Origin of the sequence: Rheinheimera sp. D18 (assembly GCF_004345025.1) — a bacterium.
In the GTDB taxonomy this organism is placed as follows: Bacteria; Pseudomonadota; Gammaproteobacteria; order Enterobacterales; family Alteromonadaceae; genus Alishewanella; species Alishewanella metallidurans.
Map to the genome: position 1 here is coordinate 1,826,252 of NZ_CP037745.1, position 17,409 is coordinate 1,843,660.

Sequence of the window (17,409 nt, forward strand, 5' to 3'; positions counted from 1 at the left end):
CCTGTCGTAAAACAAATATTTTTTATCGACACGACAAATATAACTAAGGGTAAGATTTGGATACCGAACTGCTTAAAACCTTTATTGAAGTTCAGCGTACCAGACATTTTGGTAAAGCGGCTGAAAACCTCTATTTAACCCAATCTGCGGTTAGCTTCCGCATTCGTCAACTTGAGCAGCAACTTGGTGTTAACTTATTCAGCCGTTATCGTAACAATATTCAACTAACCCCATCAGGCGAGCGCTTACTGCCCCATGCTGAAGCCATGCTTGCTGCACTACAACGCGCAAAGTTAGATGTAATAAGTGCAGAGCAAACGATACAGCTCTCTATAGCCGGCACGACAAACGTGTGGGACGCTTTTTTATTGCAAGGTTTTATTAAAATTCAACAGTCGCTAACTAATTTGACATGGCGCGCCGACTCTATGGGTAAAGATCAAATAGCCAGACAAGTGCTAGAACGCAATTTAGACTTAGCCATATTATTTGACGCGCCGAAAATAGATGAAATGAAAATAGACAAACTAGGCGATATTAAGCTACTGCCCGTTACCACCTTTACTGATAATAGTGCCGCTAATGCCATGCAACAGCATTATATTCAAATTGATTGGGGTACGGCTTTTGATATTCAGCATGCGCGGTTTTTTCCAGAGTTACCATCTCCCTATCTACGCACCGGCAGTGCACGTATTGCCTTAGAACTAATGCAACAAAGCGGTGGTTCAGCCTATTTGCCGGACACTATGGTACAAAACCTATTACTCAACAAAAGCTTAACGTTAATCGAGGATGCACCAATTTTGACCCGAGAGCTATTTGCTGTTTCTTTGCCTAACGCGACCTTGCATCAGCAAATTAGCGATATTACCGCGCAGTTACGTACACTCTTTACTACGGGTGCAAAAACAGCGGCGCTAGTATAGCGCCGCTTTTAACTCAAAAACTACTCGCTATAAAAGCGCTGTTGTTGCTCAGCCATGGCCACTAGACGTGGTGCAGGGGTAAAGCGGTTACCAAAGCGGCTTTCAAAGTTCCGTAACTGGGCAACAAGATTTGCTGCACCTAACTGATCAATGTAACGGAATGGGCCACCTAAAAATGGGGGAAAACCGATACCAAAAATTGCGCCAATATCACCATCGCGTGGCGAGGCAATAATGCCCTCATCTAAGGTACGCACCGCTTCGTTTAACATTTGTACCATGCAACGATTTGCGATTTCATCACGGCTTAGCTTAGCTGACGGCGTAACACCTAACACCGCATAAACACTTTCGTCGACCAGTTTTTTGCCTTTTTTGCTGCTTTTACCGTATAAATAAAAACCTTTCTCTGTTTTTTTGCCCTTACGGCCACTGGCTAATAATTTATCAAAGGCCGCTGGCGCAACAAAACGCTCACCCAGTTCAGTTGACAAAATAGGTGATATTTTTGCTCCCACATCGATACCTACTTCATCGAGCAAGGTAATAGGCCCTACTGGAAAACCAAATTTAACCAAGGCTTGGTCAATTTTTTCTATAGGCTCGCCTTCCAGCAAAATATTCGCCGCTTCATTCATATACAAAGCTAAAATGCGGTTAACGTAAAATCCAGCGCCGTCTTTCACTACAATGGGTGTTTTACCTTGCTTACGGGCAAACGCCACCGTAGTTGCAATCGTTTGTGCAGACGTCGTTTTATGGGCAATAACTTCTACCAACGGCATTTTGTCTACTGGTGAGAAATAATGTAAACCGATCACATTTTCTGGGCGCGCGGCCTTAGCGGCAATTTGTGCTATTGGTAATGAGCTGGTATTACTGGCAAAGATGGTATTTTCACCACAATGCTGCTCAATATCTGCAACCATATTTTGCTTAAGCGCTAAATCTTCAAACACCGCTTCAATTACGATATCTGCATCGTGAAAACCGCTATAGTCGGTAGTGCCGGTGATCAGCAGCATTTGTTTTTGCATTTCACTGTTGCTAATAAAGCGACGTTTAAATTTTTTCTGCAATAAGGAATAGCTGTATTTTAAGGCGTTACTGATGCCCTGCTCACTAATATCTTTAATACGCACCGGTACACCGGCTTTTGTTGCCGTAACATTAGCTATGCCACCGCCCATTAAACCACCGCCTAATACGGCAGCTTTTACCACCTTATTAGGTTTAGTGTCGCCAGCGCCACTCTCTTTTTTCATTTGCGTAGTGGCAAAAAACAGGCTGCGCAACGCTTTAGATTCTTTACTCAGGCAAAGCTCGCCAAAAGCTTTCGCTTCAGCCGCTAAACCGGCTTTTATACCGTTATCAACTCCGGCTTTAACCACCTCAAGAATTTTAAGCGGTGCCGGATAATTGCCCTGAGTTTTACTTAAGGTTTGCTTACGCGCTTGGCTAAATATAATATTACGACCAATTGACGTGCGTTCAAGCAGCTTGCCCAAAAGGTTAAGCTTGGGTAACTCGCGAGTTACTTTACCCTTTAAGGCCAATTTTACCGCGACATCTAACAAAATACTTACTGGCACCACGTCATCTACCAAGCCGGCTTTTTTCGCCTGCGTCGCACGTAGTTGCTTGCCGGTTAGGATCATATCTAGTGCTTTTTGTAGGCCCACCAAACGCGGTAAACGCTGCGTACCGCCACTACCTGGTAATAAACCTAACTGCACCTCTGGTAAACCTAAGACTGTTTTGTTATCAGAGCTGGCAACGCGGGAATGACATGCCATGGCTAGCTCTAAACCGCCACCTAAACAAGGGCCATGAATAGCTGCGACTAAAGGAATATTAAGCTGCTCCAGCTGGTCGAACATTTGCTGCCCCATCCGACCTATAGTTTCTGCTTCGATAGCGGTTTTACAGCCATCAAGCATAGAGATATCAGCACCTGCAATAAAAGAGTCTGGCTTGCCACTAATGAATACCAAGCCTTTTAACTTGGTATTGGTTTTAATTTCGGCTAATAAGTTGGTTATTTCATCTGCAAACGCGGCTTTTAATACGTTCATCGACTCGCCAGCGACATCCATAGTAATAACACCTATCTGGTCATCGCGAACCTGCAAGCTAAAGCTATTTATTGTTGTCATTATTCGCTCTCCAAAATCATTGCCACACCCAAACCACCTGCCGCACAAGCTGTGGTTAAGCCGGTACCACCGCCGCGACGTTTTAATTCATTGAGCGTTTGCACAATTAAACGCGTGCCCGTAGCGGCAAACGGGTGCCCATAGGCTAACGAACCACCTTGTACGTTAAATTTCGCCATATCTATTTCGCCAATCGCACTACTACGGCCAAGTTTTTCTGCAGCAAATTTTTTGCTGGCAAACATTTGTACGTTGGCTAAGGTTTGTGCTGCAAAAGCTTCGTGCATTTCTATTAGGGTTAAATCACTTAACGACATGCCCGCGCGGTCTAGTGCAATTGGCGTCGCATAAGATGGCCCCATAAGCATATCCTCGTGCACGCCAATAGCGGCAAAGCCATAACTACGAATATAACCCAGTGGCACATAACCCAAGGCTTTAGCTCGGCTTTCCGTCATCATAATTACCGCTGAGGCACCATCGGTTAATGGTGTCGCGTTAGCCGCGGTAACAGTACCGTGTGCTTTATCAAATACCGGTTTTAACTTAGCGTAACTTTCAAGTTTTGAATCTTGACGAATATTGTTATCAATATCTAAATAACGTGAGTACGGTTCAATATGTGCGCTCATGACTTCATTTTTCATCACGCCGCTTTGCCATGCTTGCGTAGCTAAGGTGTGCGAGCGGTGCGCCAAAGCATCTTGATCAGCACGACTAATACCATAGGTTTTCGCCATCTGCTCGGCGGTATCACCCATTGATAAACCTGTGCTGTACTCCGCTACCGCTGGTGGCACCGGAAATAAATCTTTTAAACCTAAACGGCGAAATATTGCTAACTTTTGGCCGAAGGTACGAGCTTTGTTTAAATCGACAAGTGCGCGCGCCAGCTTTTTACTAACGCCGATAGGTAATACTGAGCTTGAATCAGCTCCGCCAGCCACGGCAATGTGTGTAATACCTGTCATCATTGACTCAGCTACACTGACTACCGACTGAAAGCTGGTGGCACAAGCACGAGTAACACTAAACGCATCCGTATGTACATTCATGCCTGTACCCAGCACAATTTCACGGGCAATATTTGGTGCTTCAGGCATTTGCACTACCTGACCATAAACCAGCTGCTCAATTAGCTTTACGTCAAGCTCACTGCGGATCAGCAGCTCATTTACTACTAGCTTGCCTAAGTCTAGCGCTGATACGCCATGAAACTCGGTTGCCTGTTTGGCAAACGGTGTACGCAAGCCTGAAACAATCGCAATACGATCGCCCTGACGTGTAGTAAGGTTAATTGGTGAGCTCATAGTGTTCCTCTAATAACTAAATTACAGGTCAGACCTGTTTTGTATCAATCGATTGTAACGACAGTCGACGAAAATTAAAACACTTGTTTTAATGCAAACTGAACCATATTTAAGTTATAACGTCTTAGCCTAGCCCGTTTTTATGGCTAATGGCGATAAAACAATCAATAAATCCAATTAATTAAGACTGATAACATTATGGTAAACGCATTTTCTAATTTAAAAGCCTACCTCGACAGTCAGGTGCTTGGCCAGTCTGAACTGACTGAAGGTATTTTGCTGGCATTACTGGCCAATGGTCACTTATTAGTAGAAGGCCCGCCAGGGCTAGCAAAAACCCGCGCAGTTAATGCATTAGCCCACTGTGTTGAAGGTCAGTTTCATCGAATTCAATTTACGCCCGATTTGTTACCTGCCGATTTAACCGGTACGGATATTTACCGGCCAGAAACCGGTAAGTTTGAATTTCAAAGCGGGCCATTATTTCATCATATTATTTTAGCCGATGAAATTAACCGCGCACCCGCTAAAGTGCAGTCGGCTCTGCTTGAAGCAATGGCTGAAAAACAAGTTACCGTGGGGCGTAATACGTATCCACTACCAGAACTATTTTTAGTCATGGCAACGCAAAATCCACTAGAGCAAGAAGGTACTTACCCTTTACCTGAGGCGCAACTCGACCGGTTTTTATTGCATTTAAAGGTAGATTACCCGGATGCCGTAACCGAGCTGGCCATATTACACCTAACTCGCAATGAAGCGCTTAGTGGCGAACACGCCGCGGTATCACCTATTAGCCAAGCTGATATTTTTGCTGCGCGTAAAGCCATCTTACAATTGCATATGGCCGATAGCCTTGAGCAATATATAGTGCAACTTATTATGGCCACCCGTAACGCCAAAGCATACAGCGACAAACTTGCCAGCTGGATTGGTTACGGCGCCAGCCCGCGCGCGACTATTGCGGTAGAACGCTGCGCCCGCGCTAAAGCCTGGCTTGCCGGGCGAGATTTTGTTACTCCAGATGATGTACAAGCGGTATTTCACAATGCACTGCGCCATCGCATCATTCTAACTTATGCTGCCGAAGCAGAAGGCATTAGCACGGATAAAGTGTTAAGTGAAATTTTACGTTTGGTACCATCAGCCTAATATGAGTCAGATGTCACCTCAGCAATGGCTGCAGCAAAACGGGGCTAACGGCACAAGCTTAGCGCTACCCGAGCTGTTATGGTATCAGCGCTATACCAAGGTATTGGATTTAACACCCGGTATGGCTATTCATAGCAAACTGGCCGGTACTTACTTGGCAAAAAGTAAAGGCCGAGGTATGGAGTTTGACGAAGTTCGCCATTACCAAAATGGTGACGATGTACGCACCATCGATTGGCGCGTAACCGCTCGCACTGGCAAGGTTCATACTAAGTTGTTTCGTGAAGAAAAAGAGCGACCGGTGTTTATTCTAACCGATCTTGGCAACAGCATGCGTTTTGGCTCAAATTTACTATTTAAATCGGTGCAAGCAGCACACTTAGCCGCAGTTATCGCTTGGCATGTTAAACAACGCGGCGATAAACTTGGTGGCTTGGTGTTTAGCCAACAGCAGCATATTGAACTTAAACCGCAAAGCCGCAGTAATGGCGTATTGCGTTATTTTCATGCGCTTACCGAGGTACATCAAGCACAATCGGGTAGCCGAGGCTTAAACCTAAATGAAGCGCTTAGCCAAATACGGCGCTTAGTGCGCCCCGGTAGCATGCTGTATATCTTGTCTGACTTTAACGATTTTGACGACAACGGCTTACGCCATATTCGTGCCATTCGTCAGCATAATGAAGTTAGCTGTTGCGCTATTACCGATCCTTTAGACTTAATGCTACCCGATAATAGCCAAGGTCTTGCCGCTATCAGTGATGGCCAAGATACCCGTTATATTGAGCTTGGCAGCGCGGTACTAAAACAACGTTATGCGCAACAACAGCAAGCGTGGCAGCAACAGCTAAAACACCACACAAGCCAACTTGGCTGTAAGTGGTTAGCCGTAAATGCTGCCGAGCCTGTACTTAGCCAATTAGAGAGAAAGTGGTATGGCTGATACACCTTCGCCATTAGAACAACTGGCTGACATTAGCGAGCCAGAACTAATATTAAACTTTGCCTTAGCCCCGATCTGGTGGCTATTAATCGCGCTGCTGCTTATTGGTTTGCTATTTTTAGCGGTATATTGTTATCAACGCTGGCGGTATTTTGCGGCCAAACGCGAAGCGTTAACATTGCTCGACAATATTAGTAACGATGCGTTAGCGGCAGCTAGCATCAACCAATTATTAAAACGGGTAACACAGCATTATCAGCCTCACCACCCAGCGTTAAGCCTAAGCATAACGCAATGGCAACATTGGCTCAGCACTGAATGTAACCAGCCCCTGCCGGATTTAAGCCTGCTATTGTATCAACAAGGCCACCATGCTGAAGCGGTAACTCAGTTTCAACAGTTTGCTAAAGCGTGGTTAATAAAATATCGCGGTGCAGCGCCAACCTCTGCCGTCATATCGGAGGTAAGCCATGCTTGAATTTGGTTATCCTTGGCTCGCTTTATTGGTGTTTCTACCTTTATTACTGCGCATAAAGCGCAGTGCGCAAACCGAAGCGGCAATAACATTACCAGCGCTAGCTAAACTTACCGATGCCTCAAGCCAAACGAGTCGGCATTGGCTTAGCCTAAACTCAGTGCTCGCATTACTAATTTGGTTACTGCTAGTCACTGCGGCTACGCAGCCTCGCTGGTTGGGCGAGCCTATTACTATGCCGCAACAAGGTCGAGATCTTATGCTTGCGTTAGATTTGTCTGGCTCAATGGAAATTGCCGATATGCTCTATAATGGCCAAAGCATGAACCGGCTTGATGCGGTAAAACAAGTGGTTAGTGATTTTTTAAAACGCCGTCAAGGCGATAGAATAGGCCTCATTTTATTTGCTGATGCGGCCTACCAGCAAACGCCGTTAACCTTCGATTTAGTCACCGTACAAAAAATGCTTGATGATAGCGTACTACGTTTAGTTGGCACCCGCACCGCAATTGGTGAAGCTATAGGTTTAGCGGTAAAGCGACTTAATACCTATGAAAGCTCAAACAAAGTACTTATTTTACTTAGTGACGGTGCTAACACCGCAGGTAATATTCAACCGTTAGAAGCACTGCAACTGGCCAAAGCTGCAGGAGTGAAAATTCATACCGTAGGCGTGGGTGCAGAACAAATGATCCAACAAAGTGTGTTTGGTCAACGTATTATTAACCCGTCACATGATCTGGACGAGCCACTACTTATTCAACTAGCCGAAGAAACCAACGGCCGTTATTTTAGAGCTCGCGATTTAAACGAGTTGAATAAAATATATCAACTTATTGACCAGCTAGAACCGATAGAGCGTGACGGCGTAACTTACCGGCCACAGCGCAGCTTACTGCATTGGCCGTTAGGCTTAGCCCTACTGTTATCATTTGTACTTGCTGCCTTTAGCATTAACTGGCGTGGAGTAGCTGAACATGCTGGCTGATTTTCATTTTTTACGCCCATTATGGTTATTCTCATTGCTACCGGCGTTATTACTAGCGGTATTAGTGTACTTTTATCGGCGTGAACAAAGCCCTTGGCATAATCTTATTGCCCCACATTTACAGCAGGCGCTATTAGGTGGTCAGTTGCTGCTAAAACGTCAGCCAATGGTGCTACCTTTATTAGTGGTGTGTTGGTTTATTACTAGCATTGCGCTAGCCGGCCCTAGTTGGCAAAAACTCCCCCAGCCCGCATTTGCGCTAAAAAAAGCCAGTGTCCTAGTGTTAGACATGTCACTGTCAATGCGTGCGACCGACATGGCGCCAGATCGTTTAACGCAGATGCGCTTTGCCGCATTAGATTATACCGAGCAGGTAAAAGAGGGGGAGCTAGCACTGCTTAGTTTCGCCGGTGATGCTTATGTTATTTCGCCACTGACACCAGATAACAACAATATCCGTTTACTTATTCCAGACTTAAAACCGGAAATAATGCCGGTACAGGGCTCTAACTTACTCGCAGCATTGCAACAAGCTGATAAATTACTGCTGCAAGCCGGTTACCCACGTGGTGACGTAGTGGTTTTTACTGACGGTTTTGACCGTGAAAGTTACCAAGAAATACTCGATCTTATTAATAAATGGCCTCATCGTTTATCTATTGTCGGTTTTGGCACTGAACAAGGTGCACCCATCCAGCTGGAAACTGGTGAGTTACTAAAAAACCGTAGCGGCGCGGTGGTTATTCCCAAACTGCCACAAGCTCAACTAGCTGCTTTAGCTAAGCGCAGTGGTGGTGTATATACACAAGCCAATATCAACGCTGATGCGCTAGACAGCATTATTAACCAGCCGGCACTGTCCGCTTTAGACCAAGCCGATACCAGTAAGCAAATACAGGGCGATCAGTGGCAAGACAATGCTATTTATTTAGTGTGGTTGTTACTACCTCTGCTACTGCTAAGCCGAAAATATAGCAGTCTGTTGGCTATCGGCTTTATAATGCTGCTGCCCCACCCGGCCAAAGCCATTGAATGGCGGGATATCTGGCAAACTAAACAACAACAAGCGCAGCAAGATTACGCCAATGGTCATTACAACCAAGCACAGCAAAAATTCACCGATCCACTATGGCAAGGCAATGCGGCCTATAGAAATAGTGATTTTAAAGCCGCTGAACAGGCCTTTCGTGATGCGGCAAAAACGAACCCTTCTGCTGATGCCTTGCATAACTTAGGCAATAGCCTGGCACAGCAGCAACGTTATCAAGAGGCGCTAGATGCCTATCAGCAGGCGTTAGAACTTAACCCCGATTTCACTTCAGCCGCCAAGAATGCGCAACTGATGCAGCAACTGCTTGAACAGCAGCAAGAGCAACAACAGCAAGACAAGCAGCAACAAAAACAACAGGATGGTGAAAAACAACAGCAACAAAAGTCTGACGAGCAATCAAAAAGTGAAGATGGTAGCGACTCAGACACTGACAACAATGAAAGCTCTCAAACACAACAAGCTGAGCCTGAACAAAATACCGAGCAAGAACAACAAGCTCAGCAACAAGAGGCTCAAACGCAACAAGCTGCACCAATCAGTGAGCCAGAGCTAACTGATGAAGAGCAACAACAGCAAAAAGCGATTCACGAAACCTGGCCTAATGCCACCAAAGAGCAGCAGCAACAGCTAGATAACTTGCTACGAAAAGTACAAGACGATCCCTCCCTGTTGCTACGGAATAAAATGTACTTAGAATATTTAAAACGGCAGCAACAGCGCTTGCCAACCGGAGCTAATGAACAATGGTAAAAACGTTACTGCTGACGGTAGCCCTACTACTAAGCTTACCGCTACATGCGCTAACTAAACTTAGCGCCAGTGTGGATAAAAACCCAGCGCTTCGAGGCGAAGCTGTAACATTAGAAATAACTGCCGATGCCAAAGTAGCCACTGATGCACTTAACTTTCGGGTGTTAGAACAACACTTTACGGTAATGCTGCCGTCAATTAGCACTAGCACGCAAATTATTAATGGCCAAGCCAGCCAGAGCACGCGTTGGCGCGTGGTGTTACTACCCAAAGCCAGTGGTGACTTCACTATTCCCGCATTTACGTTACAAGGCTTAACTACTGAGCCTATCAATGTGCAAATACTCGATGGCTCGGTAGCAAAAAATGCCAATAATAACCAGCAACTGTTTCTTGAAGCCGAATTAGAACCGCAACAACTCTATGTGCAGCAACTGGGCTATTATCAGGTCACTATTTATTTTAATGGTGATTTACAGCGTGGTTCTTTATCAGAGCCTCAACTGGATGACGCCAGTATTAGCCAAGTGGGCCAAGATGTCGAAGGCTCAAAACTGGTGAACGGCATTCGTTATCGCACCATTACTCGTCGCTATGCTGTTACGCCGCAGCGCAGTGGTAACTACACTATTTTACCCCCCACTTTTAGTGGCGAAATGCTTGACCGCGACAGTGCCCGTTATAATTATTTTGCCGCGACCAAAACGGTACTGCAACAAGCACAACCAATAGACGTTAAAGTTAACGCAATACCCGACAGCTTTCCTGGTGATTGGTTAGTTGCCGGCCTTGTTACTTTAACTGAAGAATGGAACCCCAATATTGACGAGCTAAAGCAAGGCGAACCCGTTACACGGATTATTACCTTATCCGCGGTCGATGTAGCAGAAAACCAACTGCCTGAACTAAAGCAAGGCTTCCCCGATGGCCTGCGTTTATATCAAGAACAACCGCAAGCGAAAAGTGCCGAACGAAGTGGCCGTTTAGTGGCGCAAAAAATATTTACTACTGCCGTTATTGCCAATAAAGCCGGTGTATTAGAATTACCCGAAGTTGCACTGCCATGGTGGAACAGCCAAACCAATAAGCTTGATTATGCAAAATTACCCGCTCGTACGTTAACGGTTGCCGCCAGTGCTGTTAGCTCAAGTAACAACGCTGATGTGGCCGCCTCGCAACTAACGCAAACAGATAGCCAATCAGTGATCCCAGTTTCGCAACCTAACTACAGTGTTGAGGCGTCACCGTGGCAATGGAACTACCTAACAACGCTAATGCTAGCACTTTGGTTATTAAGCCTATTTATTATCTACTTATGGTTGCAGCTAAAAACACCGGCAAAACAGCAACTCAACTTGCACAGTCGCGTTGCTTTTAATAGTAATGTTTTAAAGCGCGCCTGTGAGCAAGGCGATCCTCAACTTGCTAGAGATGAGTTACTACGGTTCGCCCATCAACAGCTCGATACGCGCTGCTTATCAATTAGCGAACTAAGTAACATCATTACCGCAGCCGAGTTAAAGCAACAATTAACCAGCTTAAATAGTGCGCTCTATGGCAACAGCAACGAAAAATGGCAAGGTGCGCAGTTATGGCAGGCTTGGCAGCAATACCACACCACAAAAACCGCCACCGCACCAAAGAACAGTTTGCCACCGCTTTACCCAACTTAATTCGTCCCATTTAAGTGGTTATCTAACTTTATGCAGCGCATGCTTTCCGCTTAATACTGGTAAGCATGCAAACAACTTGTTAGCATAAGCTCGACCTCAAAACCTGATGTTATATCAGGTATTTTTTTTACTGAGTTTTGGTTAGACCCGCGTTAACCAAAGCTTAGCGGCTGCTACAAGGAGAAACTGTTTTGGAAACAGGCACACTAATTTCATTAGGTTTATATTTCATTGTTATGCTGGCAATTGGTTTATACGGCTATAAAACCTCAACCAACGACGTATCTGGCTATATGCTAGGTGGCCGCAAATTAGGCCCTGCGGTAACGGCGTTATCTGCTGGCGCTTCAGACATGAGTGGCTGGATGCTAATGGGTGTGCCTGGTGCTATGTATTTATCTGGTATTAGCAGTGGCTGGATTGCGCTTGGACTGCTGGTTGGCGCTTATCTTAATTATGTTATCGTTGCACCAAGGCTAAGAATTTATACTGAAATAGCCAATGACTCGATAACTATCCCTGATTACTTTGAAAACCGTTTTGCTGATAAAACTCGCATTTTACGTATTGTTTCTTCTATTGTTATTGTGTTGTTTTTCACACTATATACCTCATCAGGTGTTGTTGCCGGCGGTAAACTATTTGAAAGCTCATTTAGTTTAAGTTACGAACTAGGGCTTTATGTAACCGCCGGTGTCGTGGTTGCTTACACCTTATTCGGTGGCTTTTTAGCTGTTAGCATCACCGACTTTGTTCAAGGCTGTATTATGTTAGTTTCACTGGTGCTGGTGCCAGTAGTTGCCTTTGATCACCTTGGTGGATTTAGCGAGGTAATGACCCAAGTTAGCGCAATTAAACCTGAACTTCTAAACCCCTTTGTTGATGCTAACACCGGCAAAGCAATGTCAATCTTAGCTATTATTTCGCTATTATCTTGGGGTTTTGGGTATTTTGGCCAACCGCATATTATTGTGCGCTTTATGGCAATTCGCTCGGTAAAAGATATTAAAATGGCACGTAAAATTGGCATGAGCTGGATGTTTGTCACTTTGTTAGGCGCAGTAATGACGGGCTTGGTCGGTATTGCTTATATTGCCAACACTAAGATGTCATTAACCGATCCCGAAACTATTTTTATAGTATTTTCACAGTTTTTGTTTCATCCGCTTATTTCTGGTTTTCTATTAGCCGCAATATTAGCGGCAATTATGAGTACTATTTCATCTCAATTATTAGTTACCTCAAGCTCGTTAACTGAAGATTTTTATAAAACCTTTGTAAAACGTGATGCATCACAGCGCGAACTGGTTATGGTCGGTCGTCTGTCAGTATTAGCCGTAGCCTTAGTTGCAATTATGCTAGCTTATGATAGAGAAAGTTCTATATTAACCTTAGTTAGTAATGCTTGGGCCGGGTTTGGCGCGGCTTTCGGCCCGTTAGTGGTGTTTAGCTTATATTGGAAACGTATGACATTTGCTGGTGCACTAAGTGGCATTGTCAGTGGTGCCATAACTGTACTAATCTGGATTTACGCGCCGATACTGGATAATGGCGCAACGCTAAGTAGTTTGGTTTACGAAATTTTACCTGGTGTTATTATTAGCAGCCTATGCATTGTTATTGTTAGTAAACTAACCTCTGCGCCGGCGCCAGAAATTACAACCCTATTTAATAACATGCAGCAAAAACTAAAACAGGTTTAAATATAATTAACCGGCGAGGCAAGCTAAAAATTAGTGTACCTCGCTGTTATATTTTTGCTAGATTAGTACTCTGGTGTTCATTTTTGAGATAGAACATTTATGTATTTTTATGCAGCTAGACAGCCAATATTAGATCGCAATAAGCAACTTTACGCTTACGAATTATTATTTCGTGATGGTTTAGAAAACGCATTTCCTGAAATAGATGGTAATGAAGCAACATCTCGTATGGTAGAAGGCAGCCAATTTAGTTTTGGTTTAGATGATTTCATTGATGATAAACTTGGTTTTATAAATTTCACACTGGAAACCTTAGTTAAAAAGTACCCCACTATGCTGCCTAAAGAGCAAGTGGTAGTAGAAATTTTAGAAACAATCCAACCTGGAAAACGCTTACTAGCCGAATGTCAGCATTTAAAGGAACAGGGTTATACCCTAGCGCTTGACGACTATATTCATCAAAATGTTTGGCGCCATTTTTACCCCTATATTGATATTATCAAAATTGATTTTCGCACTACTACTACAGACACGATCAACGAAATAAAGCTAGCTTTAACAGATTTTCCTCATATTAAATTGATAGCAGAAAAAGTTGAGACTAACGAAGAATTCCAACTCGCGATGGAATTAGGCTTTAGCTATTTTCAGGGTTTTTTCTTTTCTAAACCGGAAATGATGCAAAGTAAGGCATTGTCACCTGCACAAATGACGCTGGCCGAATTACTGTATGAAACCTCAAAACCAGAAGTGGATTTAAATAAAATTACTGATGTATTTCAACGTGATGTACATTTGTCGTATAAATTATTGCGCTACAGTAACTCAGCTGTTTTTAAGCGTCGAACCGAAATTGAAACCATTAAACAGGCGTTGGTGGTATTAGGGCAAGCTGAGCTAAAGAAATTTTTATCATTATTATTCACCGCACAAATTAGTAGCGATAAACCAGCAGAATTAATGCGTATGTCAATGACCCGCGCTCGCTTTGCCGAAGGCTTAGCGCAACTGCACGGTAAAGTAGATACCGCTAAGGCATTTTTAACCGGCTTAATGTCATTAATGGATGCTATTTTAGATGAACCCATTGATAGCGTAATGAGTAAACTTCCTCTAGCTAAAGAAATCAAAGCCGCGTTGGTAGAAAAAGAAGGTGTACTTGCCGACTACGTTCAACTGATTAAATTCTATGAAACAGCGCAGTGGCAAGAAGCTAGTCAGGCTATTAGTGCACTGCAGTTACCCAGTGAACAAGTACCCAATGCCTACCATACTGCAGTGCAATGGGCTAACGAACAAATGAAAGCCCTGGGAGACTAGTTCCAGGGCTTTGTTGTCGTATTGCGTTAATTAAAACTCATATAAGGGCTTATTTTAGCCGCCAACTTGTCACCAATACCTTTTACTTTAGTTAACTGCGCTTGATCTTTTATCGGGCCATTTTCCGCAATATAATCTCGTATCGCTTGAGCTTTCTTTTTACCTAAGCCAGGTATTGCTTCTAACTGCTCTAACGACGCAGTATTTACTTTTACTTTTTCTATCTTATGTTCTGCTGCACTCACCTTAGTTAACTTATCAGGTGCCGGCGCATTAGCCATGCAGACATTAGCCGTTAACGTTAATGCGGTCATACCTAAAGCTAATAGTAATCTTTTCATATTAATCATCCTTAAAGTGGCTCTCTTTCCCTGATGACAACCTAACCACCAGCTGGCTTATCTGGGTTGGCGCAGTAACCAAAAAGACAAACTATAACAATCAGTACCAGAGAGCCCTACTGCCAACAACTTTAAAATAGCCAATATCCTTACATTTGCAATATTTTAATAACATTGTTGCGCTAAAATATTAAAAGAACATTCAGCGCTAATTAAGTCTTAACTGGTTATCTTTCCATAAAATAAACCCCGTTATTTTAACCTCACGGGCATTACATCTTAGACACGCCACCTAAGATAATTGCTGCTTCATTAATAGTTAGGTAAAGTACGGCTGTATATTGGAGAGAACAATGCTTAACATCAGAGTTTTTTTGCTTGCAATAGTGCTATTGTTCGCTAGCTCGCCGCAAGCCAAAGGGCAAGCAGATAAGCCAGCAGTGAGCCGTGAACAAGCTGCAGCGTTAGCGCAAGAACGCTATCCAGGTAAAATTGTTAAAGTGCAAACCGAAAATAAACAATATCGGATCAGAGTGTTACAGGCCGATGGTCGAGTAGTAACAGTATTAGTCGATGGCCAATCGGGCCGGGTTAAAAGGGATGGAATTTAATGCGTTTACTTGTAGTTGAAGATGAAAGTCTATTAGCGCAAAAAATTAAAGAGCAGTTACAACAACAACAGTTCAGTGTTGATGTTGCTGTTGATGGTGATGATGGTTGGTTTAAATTGTCAGAGTATCCTTATGATCTCGCCATTATTGATATTGGTTTACCCAAGATGGATGGCCTGTCGTTAATACGTAAAGCTCGGCAAGCCGGAATAAAAGCACCCATTATTATACTTACTGCTCGCGGTAGCTGGCAGGAAAAAGTGGAAGGCTTAGATGCCGGTGCGGATGACTACCTCACTAAGCCTTTTCATACTGAAGAGTTATTAGCCCGCTGTAACGCCCTAATCCGAAGAGCAGCAGGACAACCCGAGCCAACCTTATCATCCGGCCCTATTTCATTAAACAGCCGCACACAGCAAGTATGGCATAAAGAAGATGAAGTAAGCCTAACAGCCTATGAATACAAAGTACTAGAGTACTTTATGCTGAACCCAAACAAAGTAATTTCTAAAACCGAGTTAACCGAACATATTTATGATCAAGACTTTGATTTAGATAGCAATGTAATTGAAGTTTTTGTTTTACGTTTACGTAAAAAGTTGGATCCTGACGGCGAGCTGAAACCCATTGAAACGCTGCGCGGTCGAGGCTATCGTTTTACGCTAACAGTAGCTTAATATGTCGTTATCTTTAAAGCTGCGGCAGATATTGGTCAGTATTTTTTTACTGCTGTTTCTGCTGCCTAGTTCTTTCGTTGCCATAGACCGTGCATTTTATACTCAGCTATTAACCAGCGCTGAGCAAAAAATGGAAGTGCATATGTACGCTATTTTATCTGAACTTAGTGTGTCAGAAGATAAAGTAGAATTATTAAATAATGCACTTACTCCGGATTTTTATCGGCCAGATTCTGGCCTTAGCGCTTACATTACTCATGAACAAGAAGTTGTATGGCAATCTGATTCGTCATTAAATCAGCATTTCTTCCCGCCAGTAGAAGGTTTGCCACCAGGCGAGCATTTATTCCAGAACATGCAGCAAAATACTAACGATTATTGGGTATTATCTATTGCGCTTTTATTTGATGCAGAAGAATACACCCGACCATTAACCGTACACGTTGTACAAACGAATCAACGGCTGATAGCACCACAATTAGCGTTTAGAGCCACGTTAATTCAATGGTTTATCGGTATAGGACTAATGCTATTATTATTAATGCTATTGGCTTATTACTGGACGACTAAACCACTTTCACGCTTAGACCATGAGATCCGTCGCGTTGAAAATGGTAGCCAAGAACAGCTAAATGCAAACTATCCAGCAGAGCTTAGTATTATTAAAGAAGATCTTAATTTATTACTAGCAAACCAAAATAGGCAAAAACAACGTTATCGTCACCATCTGAGTGACTTGGCCCATGCACTTAAAACGCCAGTAGCGGTGTTAAATACCTCGGCGCTAAGCCAACAACCTGAATTAAAAGAGCAACTCGATCGTATTACTGCGATGATCGAGCATCAGTTAAAGCGAGCTGCAAGCTCTGGACAAGATATTTGGAAAAAACAAATAGCGATAAAACCGCTAGTTGAGAAATTAGTGTCGGCCCTGAGCAAAATTTATCGAGATAAGAATGTGCACATACAAGTTAATTGTGCCGACGACTGCATGTTTCGTGGAGATGAAACCGATTTAATGGAAGTTCTAGGTAATTTATTAGATAACGCCTATAAAGCTTGTCGCCATAACGTTGCCGTTAATATTAGCCAAAAACCACAATTAGTGTTGTGTATTGAAGATGACGGCCCTGGTGTTGCAGTAGAAAAACGCAAGCAACTATTTGAACGCGGTACCAGGCTAGATACTTATCATGAAGGCCATGGCGTCGGTTTAGCCATTGTTGCCGAGTTAGTAGAATCCTATTCGGGAAATATTCAACTAGATAGTAGCGATTTAGGCGGTGCGCGCTTTCGTATACAATTTAATTAAGCTTTACTAGCCCTTCTG

15 protein-coding genes are annotated in these 17,409 nt (G+C 43.6%); 12 read left to right on the forward strand and 3 right to left on the reverse strand.

All coding sequences use genetic code 11. From position 1 onward, the window contains the following. Window positions 1-56: 56 nt before the first annotated feature. Window positions 57-929 (forward strand): HTH-type transcriptional regulator HdfR, encoded by an 873-nt coding sequence (hdfR, locus tag E0Z06_RS08635; protein WP_132583769.1) that lies wholly within the window; start codon window positions 57-59, stop codon window positions 927-929. Window positions 930-949: 20 nt separating this feature from the next. Here hdfR and fadJ read toward each other — a convergent pair whose 3' ends face one another. Further along, complete coding sequence (gene fadJ, locus E0Z06_RS08640; RefSeq protein ID WP_132583771.1) at window positions 950-3,085, reverse strand: fatty acid oxidation complex subunit alpha FadJ; 2,136 nt, start codon at window positions 3,083-3,085, stop codon at window positions 950-952. After that, window positions 3,085-4,395 (reverse strand): acetyl-CoA C-acyltransferase FadI, encoded by a 1,311-nt coding sequence (gene fadI, locus E0Z06_RS08645; protein ID WP_132583773.1) that lies wholly within the window; start codon window positions 4,393-4,395, stop codon window positions 3,085-3,087. The genes fadJ and fadI overlap by 1 nt, the downstream gene beginning before the upstream one ends. 198 nt (window positions 4,396-4,593) lie before the next feature. On the opposite strand from fadI, the gene E0Z06_RS08650 reads away from it, so the two are divergent. From E0Z06_RS08650 to E0Z06_RS08685, 8 genes are all read left to right on the forward strand, one after another. Continuing rightward, entirely contained in the window at window positions 4,594-5,547 is a 954-nt protein-coding gene (locus tag E0Z06_RS08650) for a MoxR family ATPase (protein ID WP_132583775.1), read from the forward strand. A 1-nt stretch (window position 5,548) separates the two neighbouring features. Continuing rightward, on the forward strand, window positions 5,549-6,490 hold the full coding sequence (locus tag E0Z06_RS08655; RefSeq protein WP_132583777.1) for a DUF58 domain-containing protein: 942 nt from the start codon (window positions 5,549-5,551) through the stop codon (window positions 6,488-6,490). Next, window positions 6,483-6,968, forward strand: a complete 486-nt coding sequence (locus E0Z06_RS08660) for a DUF4381 domain-containing protein (RefSeq protein WP_132583779.1) — start codon at window positions 6,483-6,485, stop codon at window positions 6,966-6,968. The genes E0Z06_RS08655 and E0Z06_RS08660 overlap by 8 nt, the downstream gene beginning before the upstream one ends. Beyond that, entirely contained in the window at window positions 6,961-7,953 is a 993-nt protein-coding gene (locus E0Z06_RS08665) for a VWA domain-containing protein (protein WP_132583781.1), read from the forward strand. Before E0Z06_RS08660 ends, E0Z06_RS08665 begins: the two co-directional genes overlap by 8 nt. Continuing rightward, window positions 7,943-9,754, forward strand: a complete 1,812-nt coding sequence (locus E0Z06_RS08670) for a VWA domain-containing protein (RefSeq protein ID WP_132583783.1) — start codon at window positions 7,943-7,945, stop codon at window positions 9,752-9,754. Before E0Z06_RS08665 ends, E0Z06_RS08670 begins: the two co-directional genes overlap by 11 nt. Further along, the gene (locus E0Z06_RS08675; protein WP_132583785.1) at window positions 9,748-11,427 is read left to right on the forward strand and encodes a BatD family protein; all 1,680 of its coding nucleotides are present in this window, start codon (window positions 9,748-9,750) and stop codon (window positions 11,425-11,427) included. Before E0Z06_RS08670 ends, E0Z06_RS08675 begins: the two co-directional genes overlap by 7 nt. A gap of 191 nt (window positions 11,428-11,618) precedes the next feature. Continuing rightward, window positions 11,619-13,130, forward strand: coding sequence for a sodium/proline symporter PutP (gene putP, locus E0Z06_RS08680; protein WP_132583787.1), 1,512 nt, complete (start codon window positions 11,619-11,621; stop codon window positions 13,128-13,130). Window positions 13,131-13,229: 99 nt separating this feature from the next. Continuing rightward, window positions 13,230-14,450, forward strand: coding sequence for an HDOD domain-containing protein (locus tag E0Z06_RS08685; RefSeq protein WP_132583789.1), 1,221 nt, complete (start codon window positions 13,230-13,232; stop codon window positions 14,448-14,450). 26 nt (window positions 14,451-14,476) lie between these two features. Here the strand turns inward: E0Z06_RS08685 and E0Z06_RS08690 are convergent, their stop codons facing one another. Further along, window positions 14,477-14,791, reverse strand: a complete 315-nt coding sequence (locus tag E0Z06_RS08690) for a helix-hairpin-helix domain-containing protein (RefSeq protein WP_132583791.1) — start codon at window positions 14,789-14,791, stop codon at window positions 14,477-14,479. Window positions 14,792-15,144: 353 nt separating this feature from the next. Here E0Z06_RS08690 and E0Z06_RS08695 point away from each other — a divergent pair, with 353 nt between their 5' ends. The 3 genes from E0Z06_RS08695 to E0Z06_RS08705 are packed head-to-tail and all read left to right on the forward strand — an operon-like array spanning window position 15,145 to window position 17,391. Then, window positions 15,145-15,402: a PepSY domain-containing protein gene (locus E0Z06_RS08695; RefSeq protein WP_132583793.1), complete on the forward strand. Its 258-nt coding sequence runs from the start codon at window positions 15,145-15,147 to the stop codon at window positions 15,400-15,402. Continuing rightward, window positions 15,402-16,079, forward strand: a complete 678-nt coding sequence (locus E0Z06_RS08700) for a response regulator transcription factor (protein ID WP_132583795.1) — start codon at window positions 15,402-15,404, stop codon at window positions 16,077-16,079. The genes E0Z06_RS08695 and E0Z06_RS08700 overlap by 1 nt, the downstream gene beginning before the upstream one ends. A 1-nt stretch (window position 16,080) precedes the next feature. After that, a complete protein-coding gene (locus E0Z06_RS08705) occupies window positions 16,081-17,391 on the forward strand; it encodes an ATP-binding protein (RefSeq protein ID WP_132583797.1) in 1,311 nt (436 codons plus the stop codon). Window positions 17,392-17,409: the final 18 nt, after the last annotated feature.